The organism is Streptomyces sp. NPDC058307 (assembly GCF_042880295.1).
Lineage (GTDB): Bacteria > Actinomycetota > Actinomycetes > Streptomycetales > Streptomycetaceae > Streptomyces.
The window spans coordinates 114,388-138,538 of the sequence record NZ_JBHVYZ010000013.1; the positions used below are offsets into that span (position 1 = coordinate 114,388).

A 24,151-nucleotide genomic window follows, 5' to 3' on the forward strand; every position below is an offset into this window, starting at 1 on the left:
CGCTGTGCGGGCGCGACAGGCCATGCCGCCGACGGTGTCGCCCGGTGCGGGCCCGCGCTGCTTCCTCCCGTCCCTGCGGTCGGGCGGCCGTAGGGACGGCGGCTGATGGCTTCGCCGTCGACACGGCCCACCGCCCGGCAGCGCCCTTGACGGGGCGGGGAGGCCCCCGCAGCACCCCTAACTGCCCAGCAACCTCCGCAGCCATGACAGATGCGCAGCACGCGCCGCCTGCGACAACGCGGCCTGGGGGGCGAACCCGTCGAAGCCGTGGAAGCCTCCCGGCCACACATGCAGTTCGGCGACCCCGCCCGCCTGCCAGATCCGGGACGCATAGGCGAGGACCTCGTCGCGGAACGTCTCCGCCGACCCCACGTCGAGGAAGGCGGGCGGCAGGCCCGACAGGTCCTCGGCCCGGGCCGGCGCCGCGTACGCGGGAACATCGGGGCCACCCCGCAGCTCACCCAGCAACGCCGTCCAGCCCGTGTCGTTGGCCGTACGGTCCCACACGCCCAGCCCCGCCATCTGATACGTCGACGGACTGTCGTTGCGGTCGTCCAGCATCGGGCACATCAGCAGCTGCCCCATCGGTCGCGGCCCCTTGCGGTCCCGGGTCAGCAGGGCCAGCGCCGCCGAAAGACCGCCCCCCGCGCTCGCACCGGCGATCACGATCCGCTCGGGGTCGCCACCGATCTCCTCGGCGTGCTCGGACGTCCACACGAGCCCGGCGTACACGTCCTCGATGGGCGCCGGATGCGGGTTCTCGGGCGCCAGCCGGTACTCCACCGACACCACGACCCCGTCCAGTTCCTTCGCCCAGGCCAGCGGAACGTCCATGCCGACACGGTTGTTGCCGAGGATCATGCCCCCGCCGTGGACGTGGTAGATCACCGGACGTCCCAGGCCCGCGGGTGCCGCGGATGCCCCGGCGGGCCGGCAGATCAGCAGTGAGATCTCGGGGTCACCCTCCGGCCCCGGCACCGAGCGTTCCTCCACCTCGAAGAAGCCGTCCAGTGTCAGGTCCAGTTCGGCCAGCATGTCGATGCCCGCCCCCTGACGCACGACGTCGATCTCGTCCACGGTGAGACCGGGCGAGATCACGTCCTTGATCAGATCCAGGGCGGCGCTGAGCTCGGGGTCGAACGGGGGCGGCACAAGTGTCATGACTTCTCCTCACGCGAGGGCGCGGCGGCTCGTGCCGTCATGATCGGGGCAACGGTGTCCGTCCGGAGCGCCGCCGTACGGCGGGACCTGACCGCCGTACGGCGGGTGGTGAGCGTGGAGATTCCGCCGTGTTCCGGCGTGACCTGCGGTTCCTTGCCATCGCGTGACCTGTTGTTCACCTTTTGTAGGTGGAAGGGATCCCCGGTGGTGGCAACGCTGTCGGTGCCCCCCACGCACAGGAGAACCAGTGAACGTCTCGCTCACCGTCTGGCTGCTGACCGTCGTCGCCCTGTGCGTCCTGGTCGGCGCGGACTTCTTCATCGGCCGCAGACCCCACGACGTGTCGGTCAGGGAAGCCGGCATCTGGACCGTCGTCTGGGTCGTGCTGGCCTGTCTCTTCGGACTCGGGCTCCTCCTCTTCGGCGGGGCGAAGCCCACGGGCGAGTTCTTCGCGGGATACGTCACCGAGAAGTCCCTGAGTGTCGACAACCTCTTCGTGTTCGTCCTGATCATGGGCAAGTTCGCGGTGCCCTCGCAGTACCAGCAGCGGGTGCTGATGGTCGGCGTGGTGATGGCGCTCGTCCTGCGCGCCGGGTTCATCGCGGCCGGAGCGGCGATCATCTCCGCGTTCTCCTGGGTGTTCTACCTCTTCGGCGCCTTCCTGATCTGGACCGCCTGGAAGCTCGTCCAGGACGCCCGCAAGGACGGACACGACGAGGAGTACGAGGAGAACAAGCTGCTGAAAATGGTGGAGAAGCGTTTCGGCGTGGCGGACCGCTACCACGGCACCAAGCTGTGGATCGAGCAGAACGGCAAGCGGGTCATGACCCCGATGCTGGTCGTGATGCTCGCCATCGGCTCGACCGACGTGCTGTTCGCCCTCGACTCCATCCCCGCCATCTACGGCCTCACCCAGGACCCGTACATCGTCTTCACCGCGAACGCCTTCGCCCTGATGGGGCTGCGCCAGCTGTACTTCCTCATCGGCGGCCTGCTGAAGAAGCTGGTCCACCTCAGCTACGGCCTGTCGATCATCCTGGGATTCATCGGCGTCAAGCTGGTGCTGCACGCTCTCCACGAGTCGGGGGTCCATGTCCCCGAGATCGGCATCCCCTTCTCCCTCGGCTTCATCGTCCTCGTCCTGACGGTCACCACCTTGACGAGCCTGCGCGCCGCGAAGAAGCAGGAGCAGGCGGAGGCGGAACGCGTGGCGTGACCGGGACCCAGGCCAGGCCCGGCGCAGCTCTCGGAGGAACTCGCCCTTGACTTCGAGAGCACTCCAGGTTCTAGCGTCGGCAAGGTCGGCGAAGGTCCCGTGAACGGAGACGGCCATGCGTGTGGGCGTGCACATCAACCGGTTCAACCACCCGGCGGGCGCACCCGCCCTCGGCGCCGAGCTCGCCGCCGCGGGTGCCGCGGCGGAGGCGGCGGGGGTGAGCTGGCTGTCGGTGATGGACCACTACTTCCAGATGGAGTTCAACGGCGGCGCCGAAGACCCGATGCTGGAGGCCTACACGACCCTGAGCTTCCTCGCGGCCCACACCGAGACGGTCCGGCTCGGCGCGCTGGTGACCGGAGTGACCTACCGCCACCCGGGCCTCCTCGCCAAGATCGCCACCACACTCGACGTGCTCTCCGGCGGCCGGGCCGCCCTCGGCATCGGGGCCGCCTGGTACGACCGGGAGCACGAAGGGCTCGGCGTGCCGTTCCCGCCCCTCGCGGAGCGCTTCGAGCGGCTGGAGGAGACCCTGCGGATCTGTCTGCAGATGTGGGACCCGGCGGCGAACGGCCCCTTCGAGGGCACCCACTACCGGCTCGCCGAGACCCTGTGCGTACCGGCCCCGGTCAGCACTCCACACCCCGAGATCATGATCGGCGGCAGCGGTGAGAAGAAGACGCTACGCCTGGTCGCCCGCTACGGCGACGCCTGCAACCTCTTCGCCACCTCGCCCGACGAGGTCAGGCACAAGCTCGACGTGCTGCGCCGCCACTGCGACACCGAGGGGCGGGACTACGACGAGATCCGCAGGACGATGACCTACTCGGTCGACACGGCCGACGGCAGCGACCCGGACGCCTTCACCCGGGACATCACCGGCTACACCAAGCTCGGCATCGACACGGTCATCCTCGCCCCCCGCACCGGCGCCCCCGCCGAGTGGATCGAACGCTTCACGGCCCCCGCGGTACAGCGGCTCGCGGAACTGGACTAGGGCCTGTCGGGCAGGTCCGCGGACACGGCAAAAGGCCGGAGTGCAAGAACTCCGGCCCCTGTTCCGCGCGGCAGGTCAGGCCGCCGCGACCTCACCCGCGTTGCTGTGCAGCTGCGCGACGACCTCGGCCAGCTGCGCGGCGACCTCGGCGTCGTCGGCCGGGTGGGTCTCGGCGAAGCGCACCAGCGATCCCGGGATGGACAGCTTGACTTCCTCGAGCACCTTGCCGCCGGCGATGCCCACGGACTTGCGGGTCTCGTCCTGCGCCCACACACCGCCGAACTGGCCGTACGCGGTACCGACCACGGCGACCGGCTTGCCGCCGAAGGCGCCGGCGCCGAAGGGACGCGACAGCCAGTCGATGGCGTTCTTCAGCACGGCCGGGATGGTGCCGTTGTACTCGGGGGCGAAGAGCAGGAACGCGTCGGAGGCCTGCGCGGCCTCACGCAGCTTCGTGGCGGCTGCGGGCACGCTGCCCTCCACGTCGATGTCCTCGTTGTAGAACGGGATGTCGCCGAGGCCCTCGAAGAGCACGACCTCCGCGCCCTCGGGGGCGTGCTTGACGGCCGCCTCGGCGAGCTGGCGGTTGGTCGAACCGGCGCGGAGGGATCCGACGAGTGCGAGAATGCGAACAGACATGCGTAACTCCAGGATGCTGAAACACTGCGGCAATCTTCCGGACCGGGGTCCGTTTATGTTCTAGCACCCTAACCGGACCGAGGTCCAGTTTTCTTCCCGATGCTTTACGCTGGGTTCATGTCCGAGACCCTGCCGCCGTTCCCGAAGCCTCAGGAGCCCTTCGACGAGCCCCGGGTTCTGGAGATCGGATCCGCCTCCGACGAGCCGTGCCTGCGCGCCGACGCGGCCCGCAACCGCGCCCGTCTGCTGGAGGCCGCGACCCGGCTGATCGCGGAGCACGGCGTGGCGGGAGTCACCATGGAAGCGGTGGCCACGGCGGCCGGAGTCGGCAAAGGCACGGTCTTCCGCCGCTTCGGCGACCGCACCGGACTGCTCATGGCACTGCTGGACCACTCCGCGCACACCCTCCAGGCGGACTTCCTCGGGGGCCCGCCGCCGCTGGGTCCCGGCGCCCCTCCGGTGGACCGGCTGCGGGCGCTCGGTGTGGCCGTGCTCTACCGCTTCGCCGAACAGCTGGACCTGCAGCTGGCCGCGCAGGCGGAGCCCACCCGCCGCCACTCCCACCCGTCGACCCGGGCGCTGCACATGCACACGGCCGTGCTGCTGCGGCAGATCGTTCCGGACGCCGACTGCGAGTTGCTGGCCCATACGCTGATGGGGTATCTCGACCCGGCCCTCATCCACCACCTCACCCGGCAGTGCGGAATCCCCCTGGAGCGTCTGGAGGCCGGCTGGAACGACCTCGTCACCCGGGTGACCGGCGTGGACGCGCCGCGCTGAGCAAAGCGTCAACCCCACATGTGAGCACCTTCACAGCTTCTGCAAAGATGACGGTCGTCATGGTGCAGATACAGAACACGTCCGCGTCCTCCGTCACGCGCCCGGTTCCCACGAGCGCCGATGTCGCCCGGCTGGCCGGCGTCTCGCGTGCGACCGTCTCCTACGTCCTCAACAACACCAGCGCCGTCCGGATCAGCGAGCCCACGCGCCGCCGGGTCCACGCGGCGGCGAAGGAACTCGGGTACGTCCCGCACGCGGCCGCCCGCAGCCTGCGCGCCGGCCACAGCCGGATGGTCCTGATGCCCGCCCCGGCCATTCCGGTCGGCCCGCTCTACAGCCAGTTCATCAGCGAACTCCAGTGGGCCCTGGGCCGGCTCGACTACACCGTCGTGCAGTACGGCAGCGTCGGCCTCCAGGGCGACGAGGCGGCCCGCGCCTGGGCCGAGCTGCGCCCGGTCGCCGTCCTGGTGCCCGGCGCGGGACTCGGCCCGCAGGGCGTGGCCCTGCTGCGGCGCTCCGGCGCCCGCGCGGTGGTCACCCTCGGTCCCGAGGCGGTCGAGGGGGCCCACGCCCTGCTCATGGACCACGCGGGCGTCGGCCACAGTGCCGCCGCCCACCTGTACTCCCGCGGCCGGCGCCGCATCGGGGTCGTGGTGCCCGCGGAGGCCGGTCTGGAGGCCTTCTCGCTGCCCCGCCTGGCCGGTGTGCGCAGGGCCTTGGACGGCACGGACGCCACGTTGACCGAGCTGTCCCTCGCCTACGAGGAACAGGCCGCAGCCGGTCTCGCCGCCCGCTGGCGGGAACTCGACCTCGACGCCGTGTTCGCGTACAACGACGAGTACGCGATGCTGTTAATGCGTGCCCTGCAGGACGAGGGCGTGCGCATCCCGGAGGACACGGCGGTGATCGGCGCCGACGACCTGCTCCTGGGCCGGCTGCTGCGGCCCCGGCTGAGCACGGTCCACCTCGAGCTCCCGTCCGGCCGTGACCTCGCCGAACTGGTCGACCGCGCGGTGCGCGAACCGGGCGCCGCGACCGAGACGCACACGGTGCTGGGTGCCACGGTCGTGCACCGCGACTCCAGCTGACGCAGAAGGGCCTGCCATGCGCACCACGGTCGGGATCATCGGCGGCGGCCCCGCCGGACTGCTCCTCGCCCGCCTGCTGCACCTGGCCGGCATCGACTGCGTGGTCCTGGAGAGCAGGACACGGGAGTACGTCGAGCACCGTCAGCGCGCGGGGATGCTGGAACAGGGCACGGTCGACGCCCTGCGCGCGGCCGGCGCCGCCGCTCGGCTGGAGGCGGAGGGGCTGGTCCACCAGGGCATCGAGCTGCGGTTCGCCGGGGAGCGGCACCACCTCGACTTCCCGGTGCTCACCGGCGGCCGTACGGTCACCGTCTACGCCCAGACCGAGATCGTGAAGGACCTCGTCGCGCTCCACCTGGCCGAGGGGCCACCGCTGTTGTTCGAGGCGGAGGCCCTCGCGGTCGAGAAGCCGGAGAGCGACGCCCCCATGGTGCGGTTCCTGCGCGAGGGCCGGGAACAGACCCTGACCTGCGACTGGATCGCGGGCTGCGACGGCTTCCACGGCATCTCCCGCGGGGCCTTCCCGACGGCGACGAGCCGGACGTACGAGCACGACTACCCGTACTCCTGGCTCGGGATCCTGGCCGATGTCGCCCCGTCCTGCGAAGAGCTGATCTACGCCCGCGGGGAGCGCGGCTTCGCCCTGCACAGCATGCGCTCGACCGCCGTGTCCCGGCTCTACCTCCAGGTCCCCAACGGCACCGACGCCGACGACTGGGCCGACGAGCGCATCTGGGACGAGCTCGCCGCCCGCTTCGCGATCGACGCCGACTGGACCCTCGCGAGAGGTCCGATCACCGCCAAGTCCGTCACACCCATGCGCAGTTACGTCCACGAACCGATGCGCCACGGCCGTCTCCTGCTGGCCGGCGACGCCGCGCACATCGTGCCGCCGACCGGAGCGAAGGGCCTCAACCTCGCCGTGTCGGACGTGTCCCTCCTCGCCCGGGCCCTGGCCGAGCTGCACCGGACGGGATCGACACAACTGATCGACAATTATTCGGAGTTGTGTCTTTCTCGTGTGTGGCAGGCCACCCGGTTCTCGTATGACATGACTAGGATGTTGCACGCTCAACCAAATGGGGATGCCTTCGAGAGCCGGATGCAGCTCGCACGGCTGCGCCGCATCACCGCATCCCGCCATGCGGCCGCCGAACTGGCCGCGAACTACACGGGACTACCGCTCCCCGTGTGAGTCCCATCGGTGATCGAACGGAGAGCCGTCATGTCGTTGCTCGACCCCAAGAGCTGGCAGCCCCACCCCCTTTCAGGACCCGAGTACGCGGTCACCGAACCCGCCACCGGCGACACGCTCGCCACCGTCGCTCTCGCCACCGGCGAGGACGTGGAGCGTTCCGCCGAGGCAGCCCGCGCCGCCCAGGTGGAGTGGGCAAGGCTCCCGCACTTCGTCCGCGCCGGGGTGCTGCGCAAGGCCGGTGACCTGTTCGCCGCGCACGCCGACGAACTGCGCGGATGGCTCGTCCGGGAGTCCGGGTCCATCCCCGGCAAGGCCGACTTCGAACTGCACGTGGCCGCCCAGGAGTGCTACGAGGCAGCCGCCCTCGCCTCCCGCCCCGCGGGCCAGGTCCTGCCCAGCGAGGCGCCCCGGCTGTCCTACACGCGCCGGATTCCGGTCGGCGTGGTGGGCGTGATCTCGCCCTTCAACGCCCCGTTGATCCTCTCGATCCGCTCCGTCGCCCCGGCCCTCGCTCTCGGCAACGCCGTGATCCTCAAGCCCGACCCGCGCACCGCGGTCTGCGGCGGTCTCTCGCTCGCCGCGGTCTTCGCCGAGGCCGGGCTGCCCGAGGGCCTGTTCCACGTCCTGCCCGGTGGGCCCGACGTCGGCCAGGCCCTGGTCGCCGACCCGCGCATCCCGGTCATCTCCTTCACCGGCTCGACCGCGGCGGGCCGTGCCGTCGGAGAGGCGGCCGGACGCCACCTCAAGCGCGCCCACCTGGAACTCGGCGGCAACTCCGCCCTGATCGTCCTGGAGGACGCCGACATCGAGGCCGTGATCTCCACGGCGGCCTGGGGATCCTTCTTCCACCAGGGCCAGATCTGCATGACGACGGGCCGGCACCTGGTCCACGCGTCGCTGTACGAGGAGTACGTGGAGCGCCTGGCCGCCAAGGCCGACTCGCTCGCCGTCGGCGACCCCCACCGGGAACAGGTCCACCTCGGCCCGATCATCGACGGCAACCAACTCGCCAAGGTGCACGGCCTGGTCGAGGCCAGCACCGCGCAGGGCGCCAAACTGGCCGCCGGCGGCACGCACGACAAGCTCTTCTACCGCCCGACGGTCCTCGCGGGCCTCGACGACAGCACACCCGCCTACGCGGAGGAGGTCTTCGGACCCGTCGCGCCCGTACGGTCCTTCAGCACGGTCGACGAGGCGGCCGCGCTGGCCGCCGCGGGGCCCTACGGCCTCTCGCTCGGCATCGTCACCGCGGACGCGGCCCGCGGCCTCGACCTGGCGGAGCGGATCCCGACCGGCATCGTGCACATCAACGACCAGACCGTGAACGACGAGGCGGTCGCGCCCTTCGGCGGTATCGCCGCGTCCGGCACCGGCGCCCGGTTCGGCGGCGAGGCCAATGTGGAGGCCTTCACCGACGTGCGCTGGACGACGGTACGCGCGGACGTGGCGACGTACCCCTTCTGATCCGGGGCGTTACTCGCCGTTCTGCCCGGCCTGGGCCTGCTGCTCGGCCACGGACTTGCGGACCTCGTCCATGTCCAGCTTGCGGGCCTGCCCGATGACGTCCGTCAGGGCGGACTCGGGCAGCGCCCCGGGCTGGGCGAACACCGCGACCTGGTCGCGGACGATCATCAGCGTCGGGATCGACTGGATACCGAAGGCCTGGGCCAGCTCCGGCTGCGCCTCGGTGTCCACCTTGCCGAACACCAGGTCCGGGTTGTCCTCGGCGGCCTTCTCGTAGACCGGCGCGAACTGGCGGCAAGGACCGCACCAGGCAGCCCAGAAGTCGATCAGGACGAACTCGTTGTCCGTGACCATCTGGTCGAAGTTCTCCTTGGTGAGCTCCACGGTGCTGCTCATGACGTGATCCCTCTTCCTGGTCTCGGAGCGAAGCCGTCGGCACAACACGGCCGCCCGGCCCGGTATTCCACAGCGGACACCTGTGGGCATGCGCCGCGCGTACCCCTGCTGGCCCGAGCGCACACCACCCACCAGACTGGGCCCATGACGGAAACGGAAAACATCGCCTATGACGTCGTGGTGCTCGGTGCCGGACCCGTGGGGGAGAACGTGGCCGACCGCACCCGCGCGGCCGGCCTGTCCACCGCGGTCGTGGAGAGCGAACTGGTCGGCGGAGAGTGCTCCTACTGGGCCTGTATGCCCAGCAAGGCCCTGCTGCGGCCGGTGATCGCACAGGCGGACGCGCGCCGCCTGCCGGGTCTGAGCGCCTCGGTGCAGGGCCCCCTCGACGCGGCCGCGGTCCTCGCGCGCCGGGACTACTGGGCCTCGGACTGGAAGGACGACGGCCAGGTCGGCTGGCTGGAGAGCATCGGCGCCGAGCTCCACCGCGGCCACGGCCGTCTCACCGGGGAGCGCACGGTCACGGTCACCGGCCCCGACGGCGTACGGAAAGTGCTGACCGCCCGGCACGCCGTGGCCGTCTGCACCGGCACCCGCGCCGTGCTGCCCGACCTGGCGGGCCTCGACGAGGTCAAGCCGTGGACCAGCCGCGAGGCGACCAGTGCCAAGGCGGCACCGGGGCGGCTCGTCGTGGTCGGCGGGGGAGTGGTCGCCACCGAGATGGCCACGGCCTGGCAGGCGCTGGGCTCGCAGGTGACGCTCCTGGTGCGCGGGAAGGGCCTGCTCAACCGCATGGAGCCGTTCGCCGGGGAACTCGTCGCCGAGGCGCTCACCGAGGCGGGCGTGAACGTCCGCACCGGCACCTCGGTCGAGTCGGTCGCCCGGGAGAACGGCACGGTCGTGGTCGTCACCGACACCGGCGACCGCATCGAGGCCGATGAGATCCTGTTCGCCACCGGACGCGCCCCGCGCACCGACGACATCGGCCTCGACACGATCGGCCGGGACCCCGGCAGCTGGCTGGAGGTCGACGACAGCCTGCGCGTGACCGGCAGCGACTGGCTCTACGCCGTCGGCGACGTCAACCACCGCGCGCTCCTCACCCACCAGGGCAAGTACCAGGCCCGCATCGCCGGCGCCGCCATCTCGGCCCGCGCCTCGGGCACCGCGGTCCAGGCGGACCCGTGGGGCGCCCATGCCGCGACCGCCGACCACGACGCCGTGCCCCAGGTCGTCTTCACCGACCCGGAGGCCGCCTCCGTGGGCCTCTCCCTGGCGGAGGCCGAGCAGGCGGGCCACCGGGTCCGCGCGGTCGACTACGACCTCGCTTCCGTGTCAGGCGCCGGTCTCTACGGCGACGGCTACCGCGGCCGTGCCCGCATGGTCGTCGACCTGGAACGAGAGATCCTCCTCGGCGTCACCTTCGTCGGCCCCGGCGTCGGCGAACTGATCCACTCCGCGACGATCGCGGTCGCCGGCCAGGTCCCGATCAGCAGGCTGTGGCACGCGGTCCCGTCGTACCCGACGATCAGCGAGGTGTGGCTGCGACTGCTGGAGGCCTACCGGGACAACTAGAGGTACGCCTAAGGAAGTTCGAAGCCGAGGGACGTGGCCGCCTGCTCCGGCGTCGGCTGCGTCCAGCGCTCGGCCATCGCCTGGTTCGAGGACAGCGAGCGCAGCTCGGCGCGGTCCAGGTAGAGCACCCCGTCGAGGTGGTCCGTCTCGTGCTGGACGATCCGGGCGGGCCAGCCGCGGAACACCTCGTCGACCGCGCGGCCGTTCTCGTCCTCGCACCTGAGCCGGACCTCGGCGGGCCGCGCCACCACGGCCTGCCATCCCGGCACGCTCAGACACCCCTCGAAGAACGCCACCCGCCCGGTGCCGACCGGCTCGTACGACGGATTGACCAGGACCCGGAACGGCTGCGGGACGCGTCCACGCGCCAGCCGGATCTCCTCGGGTACCGGCGCGGGGTCCTCGATCACCGCGATCCGCAGGGGAACCCCGACCTGAGGGGCGGCGAGCCCCACGCCGGGCGCCGCGTGCATCGTGATGCGGAGGGCCTCGACGAAACGGGACAGGAGAGCGCCGTCCAGGTGGCCGTCGTAATGCTCGATGCCTTGCCGCAGCACCGGATCGCCGGCCGCGACGATCGGGAGCGGGCCGTCCGTGGCGAGGAGTTCCTCGACCAGTTCAACAAGGGGCTTGCGGTGACTCGGAGTTGCCATCGCGCCAGGATGTCACGAGAACCACGCGTGTGACGCAGGTCACTGGAAGTGCCGGGAACTCGACGCCTCCGCTCTCCGACTACTGGACCGCCATCGTCCCCAGCGCTCGGAGAAACCGCCGATGTCCATCGCCCCCACGACGTCCACGGACGAGGCCGCGCAACCGGCCGTCCCGGCGCCGACCCCCAGCAGATGGGCACCGCTGCGCCCGCTCGTGCTGCGTCTGCACTTCTACGCCGGTGTGTTCGTCGCCCCCTTCCTGCTCATCGCCGCCGTCACCGGCTTCCTGTACGCGGGCGCCTTCCAGGCCGAGAAGATCGTCTACCGGGACCAGATGACCGTCGCCGCCGTCGCCGACAGCAAACTGCCCCTCGACGACCAGGTGGACGCCGCCCGCAAGGCCCACCCCGAGGGCACGGTCTCGGCGATACGCCCCTCACCCGCGGCCGACGCCACGACCAGGGTGATGCTGTCCGGCGTGCAGGGAGTCGACCCGAACCACACCCTGGCCGTGTTCGTCGACCCGTACACCGGCAAGGTCCGCGGCGCCCTGGAGCAGTACGGCTCTACCGGCGCGCTGCCGCTGCGCACCTGGATCGACGAGTTCCACCGCGACCTCCACCTGGGCGAGAACGGTCGCCTCTACAGTGAGTTCGCCGCCAGCTGGCTGTGGGTGATCGCGGGCGGCGGCATCGTGCTGTGGTTCTCCCGCCGCCGTGCCCTCCGCAAGGTCCGCGGCACCAGCGGGCGGCGCCGCACCCTCGGGCTGCACGGCAGCGTCGGCGTCTGGGCCGCGGCCGGCTTCATCTTCCTGTCGGCGACCGGCCTGACCTGGTCGACGTACGCCGGCGCCAACATCGACGAACTGCGCACCTCACTGGGCCAGTCCACGCCCTCGGTCTCCTCGGCCGCGGGCGGCGACCACGCGGGCCACGGCGCGTCCGCCTCGGCCGGGGACGCCGAGCACGGCGTCGGCCTCGACAAGGTGCTGGCCGCCGCCCGCGCCGAAGATCTCGGCGACCCAGTCGAGATCGTGCCGCCCGCCGACGCCTCGTCGGCCTACGTCGTACGGCAGGTGCAGCGCAGCTGGCCCGAGAAGCAGGACTCGGTCGCCGTCGACCCGGCCACCGGCAAGGTCACCGACACGCTGCGGTTCGCGGACTACCCGCTGCTCGCCAAGCTCACCCGCTGGGGCATCGACCTGCACACCGGTGTCCTGTTCGGGCTGGTCAACCAGATCGCCCTGATGCTGCTCGCACTCTCGCTGATCCTGCTGATCGTGTGGGGCTACCGCATGTGGTGGCAGCGCGGGCGGGGCTCCGCCTTCGGCCGGCCGATCCCGCGCGGCGCCTGGCAGCAGGTGCCGCCGCAGGTCCTGGTGCCCGGCGTGGTGCTCGTCGCCGTCCTCGGCTACTTCGTGCCACTGCTCGGCATTCCGCTGGCCGGCTTCATCGTCGCCGACGTGATCCTCGGCGAGTTCGCCCACCGGCGGGGGAAGGGGAACGCGACGGCCTGAGACGGACGTGGGCCCGGTTCCTGTGCGGAACCGGGCCCATGTGTCGTCGAGGCTCGCTCGGCTTACTCGAAGTCGCCCGCGAGCGCCGAGGCGAGGCGCAGGTGAGGTTCGGCCTCCTCCTGCCTGCCCTGCCGCTCGAGCGTGCGGCCGAGCATCAGCCGGGCGTACTGCTCGACCGGGTCGCGCTCGACGATCACCCGCAACTCACGCTCCGCGCGCCGCAGTTGGGCCGAGTGGTAGTAGGCGCGCGCCAGCAGCAGGCGCGGTCCGGTCTGCTCCGGAACCTCCTCGACCAGCCCGTCCAGGACGCGCGCCGCCGTGGCGTACTCCTTGGCGTCGAAGAACATTTGCGCGCGCTCCCAGCGCTCCGCCGGTGTTCCGTGGTCGTAGTACGTGTGGTCGTGGTACGTGGTCTCCACTCGTGCCTCCTTCGACTTCGAGGCCGTCAACGGAACCAGGTGGTTCAATATTCCACTACTTGGCCAGGGCGGCGAGCTCCGCGTCTGCCCGCTCGGTGATGAGGCTCAGTACGCGTCCGGCGGCGGCGAGATCCTCCGCGGGGATGCCGGCGTAGACCCGGGCGGAGAGGGGGGCGGTCTCGGCGGACGTCGTCGCGAACAACTCCCGGCCGGCGTCCGTGATCCGCACCTGGGACGACTCATGGGACGACCCATGGGTCGACTCGTGGGGAGCCAGCAGCCCGGCGGAGACGAGCTCGTCGATCACGGAGTGCGCGTCCGCCGCGTCGATCTTCAGCGCGCCGACGACGTCCGCGGCGATGCGCTCACGCTCGACCGGCCCCTCCGCGACGGCGGCCAGTCGCAGGGTGACGGACTGCTGGAAGGTCACGCCGTGACGGGCCAGGACTCTCTCGAGGAGCGCGCGGGCCGCGTAGTGGGCCAGGGCTATGACGCGGGGGTCGAGGACGGGAGTGGTGGGAGGAGTGGTGGGAGGAGTGGTGGTGGTCATGACTGCTCCTTGAGGTTCTCGTTCGTCGGATCGAGAGGTGTGTCGAGCAGGGCCGTCAGCTCGCGCCTGAACTCCCGCGTGCGCGCGCTGTCCAGGCCGCCGAGCGGTGCCAGCAGTTGCTCCAGGAGCCCCTGGACGACCTCGATGGCCTGCCGGGTGCGCTCGCGGCCCTCGTCGGTGAGCGCCAGTTGCACCGCGCGCGGGTCGCGCGGGTCGCGGGCGCGCTCCAGGAGCCCGGCGCTCTCCAGGGCGCGCGCCAGCTTGGAGACGTAGAGCGGTTCCAGGCCGGTCTGGTCGGCGAGGCGTCGCTGGCTGGGGCGTTCGCCGCCGCGCTGCATGCCGTACAGCGAGGCGACCAGCGAGTACTGGGCGTGTGTCAGGCCGAGCGGCGCCACCGCGCGGTCGACCGCGACCCGCCATTTCATCGACAGTCGCCAGACCAGGAAACCGGGCGTCGCGCCCTCGGATGCCGTACTCATGCTCGATACAGTACATGGCTACTATATCCATGGCCACTATTCTCGGCCGGACGGCCTGACGGGAATCGCCTCACGGGTCTAGGTTGGGCGACATGAGCAATCTTGATCGCCAGGCGGTTCCCGCCCTGTGCGGCGGCCGCGGCTTCGTGGTGGCGGAACCCGTGCGCGAACTCCTCAGCCCCCGCCGCGTCAAGCTCGGCGAGTCCAGCGAAGTACGCCGACTGCTGCCCAACCTGGGCCGCCGCATGGTCGGCGCCTGGTGCTTCGTCGATCACTACGGCCCCGACGACATCGCCGACGAGCCGGGCATGCAGGTGCCTCCGCACCCGCACATGGGCCTGCAGACGGTGAGCTGGCTGCACCAGGGCGAGGTCCTGCACCGCGACTCCACCGGCAGCCTCCAGACCATCCGCCCCCGTGAGCTGGGCCTGATGACCTCCGGCCGGGCGATCAGCCACTCCGAGGAGAGCCCCAAGTCCCACGCCCGGTTCCTGCACGGCGCCCAGCTCTGGGTCGCCCTCCCGGACGGGCACCGCCACACCGACCCGCACTTCGAGCACCACACCGGGCTGCCGCAGATCACGGCCCCCGGCCTGACGGCCACGCTCATCCTGGGCGACCTCGACGGCGCACGCTCACCCGGAACGGCGTACACCCCCATCGTCGGCGCCGACCTGACCCTCGGCCGCGGCGCGGACGTACGCCTGCCGCTGGAACCGGACTTCGAGTACGCCGTGCTGTCCATGTCCGGCGAGGCCCACGTGGACGGGGTGGCGCTGCTGCCCGGCTCGATGCTCTACCTCGGCTGCGGCCGCACCGAACTCCCGCTGCGCGCCGAGTCGGACGCGGGCCTGATGCTCCTCGGCGGCGAGCCCTTCGACGAGGAACTGGTCATGTTCTGGAACTGGATCGGACGGTCCCAGGAGGAGATCGAGCAGGCGCGTCAGGACTGGATGACGGGTTCCCGCTTCGGCGAGGTGAAGGGTTACGACGGCGATCCGCTGCCGGCTCCTGAGCTGCCGCCGGTGCCGTTGAAGCCGCGGGGCAGAGTGCGCTGACCCGCATGGAATGCAGCATCCAGCGGCTGGTGGTCGATCTCTCCGGAGTGACGTTCTGCGACTGCTCGGGGCTGCGGACACTGCAGCAGGCCCGGTAGCAGGCCCTGGCGACGAAGATCGATTTCATGCTGACCGGGGTGTCATCGCAGGTCGCCAGGTTGTTTCAGCTGACCGGGACCGATGTCTTGTTCGGCCTGGCCGGCAACCGTGTTGAGGCGCTGGACTGACCTGCGGCCCAGGTGCTGATCTTTTCCGACTGTCCACGGATGACCGCGCCGCCCTGCAGAGCAGACCGGCAACCGCAGCACCTGCCGCCGACGTGCTGAAGGCGTGCGAGCCGGCCCCCTCCCTCTCCGACACCCTTGGTGATGGCAGCGTAACGCGCTGGACGCAGCTCTACCTGATCGAGCAGAAGCACGACTTCGGGGCGGTGCTGCAGCCGTCTGAGGCGATGGTGGGCGAGGGGCGAGTCGGTCAAGGGCGACGCCCACCGGGAGCGTCTCATGGGGAAGCCGTCGCGGTGTCGTCCCTGGGGCAGGGGAAGGTGTCGGGAGGAGTACCCCACTTCGCGGGGTTCTGCCGGTTGGGCAGGACTCCGCAGCTGAGCAGTGTGGCCGTGATTCCGCTTGGTGGGGCGATCTCGCGGATGAACACCGCCTTGTCGGGCGGGTATTTGTTCTTGCCGTCAAGTTGCAGCACGCCGGAAGCGCCGGGGTACTGGGACACGCCGTGGGCGGTGAGCCACAGGTAGATGTCATTGGGCTGAACGTCGTCGGAAGCCGGCAGCAGGTCCTCGATGACCTTGCTGACGACACCCACGGTGTCGAAGCCGCCGGCGGCGTCCGCGTCCGCGCTGCGTCCGCCGAACACCGTGGCGAAGTCCTGGGCGAACTGGGCGTACGGATCCCGGGAGTCCGGGGTGGGGGCGTTCGTCGTCTCGTAGAAGAGCGTCATGTACGGGTAGGCGCGCGCCGTCTGTCCTGGATGGAGCTGGAAGTCGATGGGGGCGCTTTCGGTGATCATCGGGATTGTCGTGCCTTGAGGGGGCTGGCATTGTCCGCCCGCACTCTGCATCGCGTTGAGGAGGCTGGGAAGCACACCGGATCGGGCGAGGTAGACCACGATCCCGTGCGTCGCAGCGACCTTGTTGCACACTTCGCTCGCAATGGTCTCCGGCGTGGTCGCCCCGGGCTTCTCGCTGTACTTGATCTCGTCGATACCGCCGTGTGGACGGTAGGCGGCGACGAACAGGTTCTTGAGGTCGGTACTGAAGGCCGTGTCGGTGGGGTCGTACACGACCACGGCGTGCGGTGTGCCGCTGGTGAGTTTGCGGACCGCGGGAGAGTGGTGGATGAAGTCGGCGAGGACCCGCGCGACTCGCCCGTCGGGCGCCGAGATCTGGAAGTACCGCTGTGGCGAGTCGGGGCCGACCATGATGCTGCCGGACACACCGTTCGCGATGACCGGGATGCCGGCCTGGTCGAGTTCCCGGGCCGCGTCCAGCGACTCGGGACGGCTCTGGGTGATGCCGATGACTGCGGCGATGTGGTCCTGCCGCTGACGCCTGATGATCATCTGTGCGACGTCCGGGCCCTTCGGCGCCGCGGCGCTGTGTGCGCCGTATTGGAAGTACTGGCCGGTGTTGGCGATGAGCAGGCGGATCGGCACCTTGTTCTGGCGGACCCCGGTGTTGAGCTTGTGCTGCTGGGCGATGACGCCGCGCAGGATCTGCAGGCCGATCGGCGGGTCGTCGTACACGCCGTTCTGCAGACTCAGGGGAGCGAGGAAGACCAGGGTGCGGTATCGACCGTCCGGGATCTGGGCGTTCTCCTTCGCCACCTGGTGCTCGAGGTTCCGCAGTTCCTTTCCGCGGTCTCCCGGTACGGCCAGATCACATTGTCTGCCGTCGGTGACGCCCACACGCTCACCCGTCTTCAGAGTGACGCATGAGGCAGGTGCGGGGGGCGGGGTCGGCCAGAGGTAGTGCGGGGCCAGGAGGATGCCCGCGGTGGCCGCGGCCATGAGGGGCAGAGCGGCCGGACGCAACCAGTCGAGAAGGTGGTCCCGGCGGGCCATGACGCCCCAATGGGTTTCGATCTTCGTCTTGGCCGTGCCCTCCGTGTCGTCCCCGGCCGGCAGCGTGATGAGGCGTACCGGCTCGTCACTGCCCTCATTGAGGAACTTGAAGACATTGTCGGCAATGCCATTGGGCCGGTCGGGGTCGGCGCCCAGCGGCGCGGCGTAGTCCGGAGGCGGACCCGCGCAGGCGGCCAGGACGAGGAGCGGCTTGGACGGATGGTCACCAGCGAGCTCCTCGAAGGTGCCGAGGAAGGCGCGGCCGGGGCCGTCCGCGTCGTCGATGTCGGGAATGAGGACGACGAAGGACCACCGCCGCCGTGCCCACAGATGACTCAGCCAGGTCCTTCGTCGGGTGGCATTCCGCAGATCGGTGAGCAGTGCGCGCAAGAGGATACGCCGCACGCGCGGGTTCTCCCTGTCCAGCTCGCCGTCCTGGCAGAGGGCGAGCGCGGCGTCCAGGAAGCAGGTCGCGTTCGCCTCGTCCGCGACCCAGCGCAGGCCCCGGTGTCGTAGGTGGAACCGGTAACAGAGCTTGGGAAGGCTGACGATCAGGGCTGCCACGAGTCCCTGCAGCCAGCCGGTCAGGAGATGCTGACCCAGAAAGTCCGCGAGGCGAGCGCATGCGCGCAGCGTTTTCCGCCTTTTGAGCAGTGCCGCGTACAGGTCGTCGAGGATCGGCTGCTGCTGGGCTTGGACGTCGCCTGCGCCGCGTTCGGCATCAAGTACGGCCCGGCAGGTGTGAAAGGCCGGCAACCGCGGTCGTCCCGACGGCATGGTGAGCTGGAACCGCAGTCCGACTCGGTCGATCGCGGCAAGGAAGCCTCCGCTCAGCTCCGCGTCGTCGACGACCGCGTGCGGTACCTGGAAGTGAGGGTTGCCCCGCCGTCGCGACAGCCGGTGCTCGTACTCACGGACCATGAAGGCTGGTGCCCGGACATCGCCGCCGTCCTGCCTGGTGAGGAGCAAGGCAGGCACGTTCTCGGCACGGGACCGCGTGGCCGCGAAGATGTCGAGCTGACGTATGAGGCGATCCGACCACCTGGGGTATCGAGGGGCCGAGTTTGTGGGCGTGGGGGAGTCGGGCACGCAGTTCCTCCCTCGGGGAAGCAGGGAGGCCAAGATGCCACGTGAGGGAGGTGTGAAAATGGGCTACTTCTGTCGATGGCTCCTAATGAGTGATTCTGAGTGTTTCGCGCCCCCCAAGGGCCTGCTGTCACCCGGAGATGCTCCTGGTGGCTGAGGCCCCTTCGTGACCCGGACCCCGTCGAGCTGGACGATCACGATGACGGTGCACAGGGCTGGCCGGGCACAGTCAGCCCACCGTGGCGCGGTGTGGCGCTGTGTGGCCTCGGAGCCTTGGTTGACGACCTCGGCTGAGATTACCCGGCGAGTCTCGGTCGGCCGAAGCCATGCTCGTCTCCGACCTTGAGGCGTCCGGTATCCGCACTCCTAAAGCCGCCGTTGCCGACCCCCGACTCGGCCCATTGCGCCTGATCGCAGTGATTCAACTGCAGATCCCCGTTTCAACGGCACAGAAGCGGCAATCCGTCCTAAAGAGGTGCATTTAGGGCACACGCGTTAGGGGGCCTGGCCCGATGTCAACAGGGACACTTCTAGCGATCATCATTCCCATCGTGGTGGTGATCGTCTTGGCAGCCATGGTGGCCTGGCTGCTCATGCGCCGCAAGAAGCTGCGCGACCGCTTCGGCCCGGAGTATGAACGAACGCTGGAGCAGGCTGACAGCCGCATGGCCGGCGAACGGGAGCTCAAGGCCCGCGAGAAGCGGCATGACGCGCTAGACATCAAACCGCTGGACAGCAGGATCAGGGATCGATACACCCGGGACTGGACCAGCGTGCAAGAGGAGTTCGTGGACCGTCCAGAGGACGCGGTCCACGACGCGGACCGCCTGGTGACCTCCTTGATGCATGAGCGCGGCTACCCGACCCAGGACTTCGACCAACAGCTCAAGGACCTGTCGGTCGAGCACGGCCGCACACTCGAGCACTACCGGGCCGCCCACGATGTCGATGAGCTCAGCACCCGGCACGAGGCGACCACCGAACAATTGCGGGGCGCCATGGTGCACTACCGGGCCCTGTTCGACGAACTGCTCTCCGACGGCGGCGAACCCCGCCGTGCCGCTCCGGCCTGAACGGCTCGGCGACCAGACCGTCGCCCCGATCCGGGGAGTGCAGGCGTCCGGGAATGGAGGAGATATGCAACGCAAAGACATACCGGACACCGCCGCCGCGAGCGGCCTGTCCACCGACGATCTCGCTCAACCTCGCGACAGGTCCACGCAGGAAGGGGCGGCGAGCACGTCGACAGACGTACCGACCTTCCCCGGCGAGAGTACGACCACGCCCACCAAGCCTGCCGAAGACGATGCCGCGGGAGCCGACGGGGGCACTCAAGACGAGGCGGCGGGAGCCGACTTCGACACCCAGCATCAAGCTACTGACCCGGGCGCCCGCTCCGAGGGCGAGGCCCCCCAACTCCTCACCCCAGAGGATGAGGAAGGCTTCCGAGCACGCTGGCAGGACGTGCAGAACAAGTTCGTGGACGACCCGCGGGATGCCGTGCACACCGCCGATGCCCTGGTCGCCGACGTGATGCAAAAGCTGGCCGCCACATTCGCCGACCACAAACAAGAACTGGAAGGACAGTGGAACCGGGGCGAACAGGCCAACACCGAGGACCTGCGTCTGGCACTGCGCCACTACCGTGCGTTCTTCAACCGCCTGCTGGTCACCTGACACAACTCGGTGGCACGGTGGCACAGCCCCGCTTCACGAAAATCTTGCCAGAGGCACTCAGACGTATACGCGCACGCGCGTCTACTGGCCACCTCTACCGGTGGGCTGCGGTCTGGCGGCTTCCCACTTCCCCGCTTCCGGTCGAATCGGAAGCGCCACCAAGAAGGTGGCAACCGATTCATGGGAGGGGACTTTGATGGTTCGTCATGGTGCGCGTGGTCGGCGAAGCGCCCTCACTGTGGCCGCCGCCGCAGCCGTGCTGGTGCCTCTGTTCGGAACCGGTGCGACCGCAGCCCAGGCTGGCGGCCGACGCCGTCAGCAACAGCCCGATCGTCCCGGTAGCGGCCGCCTCCGGCGGGTGCTGGCAGGCAGCCGCGGACGGTGGGGTGTTCGCGTTCCGTGACGCGGCGTCCTACGGCCGACTGGGCGGTGTCACCCCGGCCGGACTCTGCGCCGGGCAGGACGCTGGGGCCGGAGTCAACCCCGTGAAGCTGCGGGTTCGGGCTCGGCAGCGGGCTCGGTCGGCCCGCCCGCTTGCGCATACCTCATGCGGTCGGCATACCGCAGGGATCATGAGACGTCAGCCCTACAGCACCACGCTTTGAAGGTCAGTAGGTGGGTGGCCAGTTGCGTAGGGCGGCGTGGGCCGTGTCCTGGAGTTCTTTGCGGTCGACGCCGCTGGCGGCTTGTACGGCGATGCCGAATGCCATGGTGGTGAGATAGCGGGCCAGCAGTCCTGGATCGGTCCTCGCGGGCAGGTCGCCTTCGTCGATGGCCTGCTGGAACCGTTCGCGGATGCAGGAGTAGCTGTCGTTGCGCCACCTGACGAGCAGGTCACGGATCTCCCGTCCGGATTCGCTTGCGGCCAGGGCGCCTTGCACGCCCAGGCATCCGGTGGGGTGGGCCGGGAGGGTGGTGGTCCGGATGTTGCCCTCGAGGATCGCGGTGGCGACGCCGAGGGCGGTGGGCTCCTGCAGGGCCTGGGCCAGGTATGCGCTCGGCCCTTCGTCGTAGCGGGCCAGCGCTTTGCGGAACAGCTCCTGCTTGTTGCCGAAGGCCGCGTACATGCTGGTGGCGGAGATGCCCATGGCGGACGTCAGCCTGGACAGGCTGGCGCCTTCGTAGCCGTGCTCCCAGAAGACGAGCATGGCGCGCTCAAGAGCTTCGTCGCTGGCGAATCCCCGCGGTCGGCCGATGGGGCCACTCTTTTTCGTCTCCACATCCCGAGCCTAACTCTTTTGTAGCGATCGATGCAGAAGTGTTAGGGCCCAGTTCTGAAGCGATGCGGAAGCCATAGGAGGCCGTTCACATGGGAGTGCTTGAGGGAAGGGCCGCTCTCCTTCACGGGCAGCACCGGAATCGGCCTGGCCAGTATCGTGGGACTGGCGGCCGAGGGCGCGTATGGGTGCGCCGCACGACGAGGCAAGACCGGATCTGACACGGCCTTCGAAGCGATCGGTTCAGTAGCACCGCAGTCTCGGATCTAGGCGACCTGGACCGGCCCTACGAGTCGGTACGACGTCGTCGTGCGGAACGCGCTTGGGGCGGGCTGGCGCCCAAGGAGCCCGCACGGAAGCGGTGATCACGCTCCGAAGAGCTGCCCAGTTGATAATGGACTCGGTGCTCGCCGAGGACTCGGCAACGCCGGTACTCGGCCTCCCGTCCTTACGCGCATCGCTGCACGTGAGGCTGCACCACCTCCTGCTGCACACCGGCAGAGACCGCGCTGGGGCACATCGCCGGAATGCATTGGGTGGTCGGGTAGACGTTCCAGGTCTTGAAGAACGCGTGCGGCTTCGGTCACTACGAGGTGCGCCGTGTCTGGGCCGCCCTCGAACCGACCGGGGCCGGGCGGCAAGCCCGGCGACGTGCCGAGGAAGGACGAGAAACGCGACCGCAGGTAGTCGGCACCACGACGTGGTGCCGGCCCATGCATACCGGCGCGCGAGCATGAAGCTGACGCCACCGCCCATGAATGGCCCGGACGCTGTGCCGTCCTCGATGACGGTCAGGCGCGCAAGGCCCGACGAGCCGAGCCAGCCGCCGTACCTGCCCGGTGGCCGGGGCCTGTCGGCATCCGGGCCACCGAGCAGGGTTGTGCAGCCATCTCGCCCAACTGCTTCAGAAGCTCGTCCAGGTCGACGACGCGGAAGGGGCTCAGTGGCGGACGAGTTGGGAGGCGAGCATCGTGGACGGGTTGGGATGCCAGAGTGGTGCGCGGACGTGAGGCATCAACGGTCCTTGGCCAGGGCCACGAGTTCTGCGAACAGCCCCCCGGCGTTCACAAGATCCTCGTACCTGCCGTGCTCGATGACTCGGCCTTCGTCCATGACGAGGATGCGGTCGGCGAGCCGTGTGTTCTCGAGTTGGTGGGTGACGACGATCGTCATGCGCTCGGCGGCGATCCGTTTGATCTCCAGGAAGATGGCGTGCTCACCGCGGGCGTCCATCTGTGAGGTCGGCTCATCCAGGATCAGTAGGGGCGTTTGCCGGTAGAGCGCGCGGCCGCACACGAGTCGCTGCCACTGTCCTCCGGACAGTTCGGCGCCGCCGAACAGCTCCTTGGCGAGGAGGGTGTCGAGCTGGTGGGGCAATTTTTCGATCGCTTCCCGCATACCGACGGCGTCGGCGACGTCCCACACCGGTCCGTCGTCGTACGTCCTGGGCTGGCCGAGGGTGATGTTCTCGCGGGCGCGCAGGGGCCAGCACGCGAACCCCTGGGGGACGAGCGCGGTGCGTTTCCACACGGCGTCGGGGGCGGCCTGGGCAAGGTCGATGCTGTCCCACAGGACGCGGCCCTTGTCGGCGAGGAGGATGCCGGTGATGAGCTTGGCCAGGGTTGACTTGCCCGAGCCGTTCTCGCCGACGATGGCCAGGATCTCGCCGCGGCGGAGCGTGAGTGAGACCCCCGCGACGGCCGGCTCCTCTTTGCCGGGGTACTGGTACACGACCTCGTCGAGGCGGATCTCGTCCACGCGTTCCGGGATGGTCAATTCTCCGCGCTTGGGGGCGCGTTCGACGGCCATGTCGAGGAAGGACCTCATGTCGGCCAGGTAGAGCGAGGTGTGGAACATCGCGGCGCCGTGGATGACGAACTGGGAGAGCGAGGCCAGCGTGGTCTGGACGGCGACCAGGGCGGTGGCCGCGACGGGCATGGCGACCCGGCCGGTGGTGGCCAGCCAGGCGAGGGTGGCCCAGGTACCCAGCTGGAAGATCCCGCCCAGGGCGCTGGTGGCCAGGACGATGCGGAGCATCCGCGGGGCTGCGGTCACGGTGCGCTGGTCGATCCGGTCGGACAGGGCGCGGTACCAGTAGATGAGGTAGTCGGTCATGCCGTTGGCGCGGACCTCGTCGCCGTAGCGGGAGTAGGTGGCCCACCAGCGCATCATGGAGCGCACGTTGCGGTCGCCGACGTTGAGGTAGTGGGTCTCGTAGTCAACGCGCGCGGACAACACTGCGCCGGCGCCTGCCGGGAGCACGGCCAGCAGGAGAAGAGGCAGCATCAGCGGGTGCAGCGCGGTGATGACCCCGCTCGCGGCGATCATGCGGATCAGTGCGGACATGAACCGCTGGGCATCCTGCACCATCATCCTGGTCCGGGTGACGCCGACTTCGGCCGCCTCCTGCCGGTCAGCGAATCCGTCCTCGCCGTACGCGGCTGACTCCACGCGGCACACGGCGGCGACGAGGGCAACGTCCGCCTCGGTCATCAGCAGCGGTGTGATCCGTCCGTCGGCGTACGAGGACAGGGCTCCACTGATGCGGCCGATGCCCGCAGCTGTCGTCACCACAACCAGGGCGGGCAGTGCGGCGTGCAGACGTGCGGAAACCGTCCCGGTGGCGAGGAGGTGGTTCATCGCCTGGGCGGTGAAGGCGAGGACGACGCCGGCCGCGATGCCGGTGAGCAACTGGCAGACCAGGAGCAGCACGACGCCGGACCTGTCGACGGCCCACGCCATCCGCGCGGTGTGCCCGAGCACGGAGGGAAGGCGTCGGCACATTGCCCCGAAACTGGCATCTGCCAGCGGGTTCTTCCCGTACTTGCCCTCGAAGGTGATGCTGGCCGGGGGTGGAGGGGGCGGCGTCTCCTCGTTTGCAGTCGAGGCGTCAGTCACAGTCACCT

The 24,151-nt window shown here is 69.7% G+C and carries 22 protein-coding genes; 12 read left to right on the forward strand and 10 right to left on the reverse strand.

Annotation, left to right across the window (positions count from 1 at the left end):
* Window positions 1–177 precede the first annotated feature (177 nt).
* Window positions 178–1,161 (reverse strand): alpha/beta hydrolase, encoded by a 984-nt coding sequence (locus tag ACFVYN_RS12640; protein ID WP_389996532.1) that lies wholly within the window; start codon window positions 1,159–1,161, stop codon window positions 178–180.
* Window positions 1,162–1,408: 247 nt separating this feature from the next.
* On the opposite strand from ACFVYN_RS12640, the gene ACFVYN_RS12645 reads away from it, so the two are divergent.
* Together ACFVYN_RS12645 and ACFVYN_RS12650 are read left to right on the forward strand one after the other, a co-directional pair.
* Window positions 1,409–2,377 (forward strand): TerC/Alx family metal homeostasis membrane protein, encoded by a 969-nt coding sequence (locus ACFVYN_RS12645; RefSeq protein WP_389996535.1) that lies wholly within the window; start codon window positions 1,409–1,411, stop codon window positions 2,375–2,377.
* A 115-nt stretch (window positions 2,378–2,492) separates the two neighbouring features.
* On the forward strand, window positions 2,493–3,374 hold the full coding sequence (locus ACFVYN_RS12650; protein WP_389996538.1) for an LLM class F420-dependent oxidoreductase: 882 nt from the start codon (window positions 2,493–2,495) through the stop codon (window positions 3,372–3,374).
* Window positions 3,375–3,449: 75 nt separating this feature from the next.
* Here the strand turns inward: ACFVYN_RS12650 and ACFVYN_RS12655 are convergent, their stop codons facing one another.
* Window positions 3,450–4,013, reverse strand: coding sequence for an NADPH-dependent FMN reductase (locus tag ACFVYN_RS12655; RefSeq protein WP_389996541.1), 564 nt, complete (start codon window positions 4,011–4,013; stop codon window positions 3,450–3,452).
* A gap of 99 nt (window positions 4,014–4,112) precedes the next feature.
* On the opposite strand from ACFVYN_RS12655, the gene ACFVYN_RS12660 reads away from it, so the two are divergent.
* From ACFVYN_RS12660 to ACFVYN_RS12675, 4 genes are read left to right on the forward strand one after another with little or no spacing between them, the layout of a single operon-like run.
* The gene (locus ACFVYN_RS12660) at window positions 4,113–4,793 is read left to right on the forward strand and encodes a TetR/AcrR family transcriptional regulator (protein ID WP_389996543.1); all 681 of its coding nucleotides are present in this window, start codon (window positions 4,113–4,115) and stop codon (window positions 4,791–4,793) included.
* A gap of 59 nt (window positions 4,794–4,852) precedes the next feature.
* Window positions 4,853–5,881 carry a LacI family DNA-binding transcriptional regulator gene (locus ACFVYN_RS12665; protein ID WP_389996546.1) on the forward strand — a complete coding sequence of 343 codons (1,029 nt, stop codon included), beginning with the start codon at window positions 4,853–4,855 and terminating at the stop codon, window positions 5,879–5,881.
* A gap of 16 nt (window positions 5,882–5,897) precedes the next feature.
* Window positions 5,898–7,076 carry a 4-hydroxybenzoate 3-monooxygenase gene (locus tag ACFVYN_RS12670; RefSeq protein ID WP_389996549.1) on the forward strand — a complete coding sequence of 393 codons (1,179 nt, stop codon included), beginning with the start codon at window positions 5,898–5,900 and terminating at the stop codon, window positions 7,074–7,076.
* A gap of 30 nt (window positions 7,077–7,106) precedes the next feature.
* The gene (locus ACFVYN_RS12675; protein WP_389996551.1) at window positions 7,107–8,543 is read left to right on the forward strand and encodes a benzaldehyde dehydrogenase; all 1,437 of its coding nucleotides are present in this window, start codon (window positions 7,107–7,109) and stop codon (window positions 8,541–8,543) included.
* A 9-nt stretch (window positions 8,544–8,552) separates the two neighbouring features.
* On the opposite strand, the gene trxA is transcribed toward ACFVYN_RS12675, so the two are convergent.
* On the reverse strand, window positions 8,553–8,939 hold the full coding sequence (gene trxA, locus ACFVYN_RS12680; RefSeq protein ID WP_389996553.1) for a thioredoxin: 387 nt from the start codon (window positions 8,937–8,939) through the stop codon (window positions 8,553–8,555).
* 144 nt (window positions 8,940–9,083) lie between these two features.
* Between trxA and ACFVYN_RS12685 the strand changes: the two genes are divergently transcribed.
* A complete protein-coding gene (locus ACFVYN_RS12685) occupies window positions 9,084–10,514 on the forward strand; it encodes a dihydrolipoyl dehydrogenase family protein (protein WP_389996556.1) in 1,431 nt (476 codons plus the stop codon).
* An 8-nt stretch (window positions 10,515–10,522) separates the two neighbouring features.
* Here ACFVYN_RS12685 and ACFVYN_RS12690 read toward each other — a convergent pair whose 3' ends face one another.
* Entirely contained in the window at window positions 10,523–11,167 is a 645-nt protein-coding gene (locus ACFVYN_RS12690; protein ID WP_389996559.1) for a peptide deformylase, read from the reverse strand.
* Window positions 11,168–11,288: 121 nt separating this feature from the next.
* Here ACFVYN_RS12690 and ACFVYN_RS12695 point away from each other — a divergent pair, with 121 nt between their 5' ends.
* Window positions 11,289–12,683: a PepSY-associated TM helix domain-containing protein gene (locus ACFVYN_RS12695; protein WP_389996561.1), complete on the forward strand. Its 1,395-nt coding sequence runs from the start codon at window positions 11,289–11,291 to the stop codon at window positions 12,681–12,683.
* A gap of 62 nt (window positions 12,684–12,745) precedes the next feature.
* On the opposite strand, the gene ACFVYN_RS12700 is transcribed toward ACFVYN_RS12695, so the two are convergent.
* The 3 genes from ACFVYN_RS12700 to ACFVYN_RS12710 all read right to left on the reverse strand — a co-directional run bounded on the left by ACFVYN_RS12700 (window position 12,746) and on the right by ACFVYN_RS12710 (window position 14,131).
* Window positions 12,746–13,030, reverse strand: coding sequence for a tetratricopeptide repeat protein (locus tag ACFVYN_RS12700; protein ID WP_389996626.1), 285 nt, complete (start codon window positions 13,028–13,030; stop codon window positions 12,746–12,748).
* A 127-nt stretch (window positions 13,031–13,157) separates the two neighbouring features.
* The gene (locus ACFVYN_RS12705) at window positions 13,158–13,652 is read right to left on the reverse strand and encodes a MarR family transcriptional regulator (protein ID WP_389996563.1); all 495 of its coding nucleotides are present in this window, start codon (window positions 13,650–13,652) and stop codon (window positions 13,158–13,160) included.
* The gene (locus tag ACFVYN_RS12710; protein ID WP_389996566.1) at window positions 13,649–14,131 is read right to left on the reverse strand and encodes a MarR family winged helix-turn-helix transcriptional regulator; all 483 of its coding nucleotides are present in this window, start codon (window positions 14,129–14,131) and stop codon (window positions 13,649–13,651) included. The genes ACFVYN_RS12705 and ACFVYN_RS12710 overlap by 4 nt, the downstream gene beginning before the upstream one ends.
* 92 nt (window positions 14,132–14,223) lie before the next feature.
* Between ACFVYN_RS12710 and ACFVYN_RS12715 the strand changes: the two genes are divergently transcribed.
* The gene (locus tag ACFVYN_RS12715; protein ID WP_389996569.1) at window positions 14,224–15,189 is read left to right on the forward strand and encodes a pirin family protein; all 966 of its coding nucleotides are present in this window, start codon (window positions 14,224–14,226) and stop codon (window positions 15,187–15,189) included.
* Between the two features lie 5 nt (window positions 15,190–15,194).
* The gene (locus tag ACFVYN_RS12720) at window positions 15,195–15,287 is read left to right on the forward strand and encodes an STAS domain-containing protein (RefSeq protein ID WP_389996572.1); all 93 of its coding nucleotides are present in this window, start codon (window positions 15,195–15,197) and stop codon (window positions 15,285–15,287) included.
* A 403-nt stretch (window positions 15,288–15,690) separates the two neighbouring features.
* Here ACFVYN_RS12720 and ACFVYN_RS12725 read toward each other — a convergent pair whose 3' ends face one another.
* Window positions 15,691–18,234: an ABC transporter substrate-binding protein gene (locus ACFVYN_RS12725; RefSeq protein WP_389996575.1), complete on the reverse strand. Its 2,544-nt coding sequence runs from the start codon at window positions 18,232–18,234 to the stop codon at window positions 15,691–15,693.
* 629 nt (window positions 18,235–18,863) lie between these two features.
* On the opposite strand from ACFVYN_RS12725, the gene ACFVYN_RS12730 reads away from it, so the two are divergent.
* Both ACFVYN_RS12730 and ACFVYN_RS12735 read left to right on the forward strand, forming a co-directional pair.
* Window positions 18,864–19,424 carry a hypothetical protein gene (locus ACFVYN_RS12730; RefSeq protein WP_389996578.1) on the forward strand — a complete coding sequence of 187 codons (561 nt, stop codon included), beginning with the start codon at window positions 18,864–18,866 and terminating at the stop codon, window positions 19,422–19,424.
* Between the two features lie 64 nt (window positions 19,425–19,488).
* Window positions 19,489–20,028, forward strand: coding sequence for a hypothetical protein (locus tag ACFVYN_RS12735; RefSeq protein ID WP_389996581.1), 540 nt, complete (start codon window positions 19,489–19,491; stop codon window positions 20,026–20,028).
* A gap of 608 nt (window positions 20,029–20,636) precedes the next feature.
* Here the strand turns inward: ACFVYN_RS12735 and ACFVYN_RS12740 are convergent.
* Window positions 20,637–21,248: a TetR/AcrR family transcriptional regulator gene (locus ACFVYN_RS12740; RefSeq protein ID WP_389996584.1), complete on the reverse strand. Its 612-nt coding sequence runs from the start codon at window positions 21,246–21,248 to the stop codon at window positions 20,637–20,639.
* Window positions 21,249–22,259: 1,011 nt separating this feature from the next.
* A complete protein-coding gene (locus ACFVYN_RS12745) occupies window positions 22,260–24,143 on the reverse strand; it encodes an ATP-binding cassette domain-containing protein (RefSeq protein ID WP_389996628.1) in 1,884 nt (627 codons plus the stop codon).
* Between the last annotated feature and the right edge of the window lie 8 nt (window positions 24,144–24,151).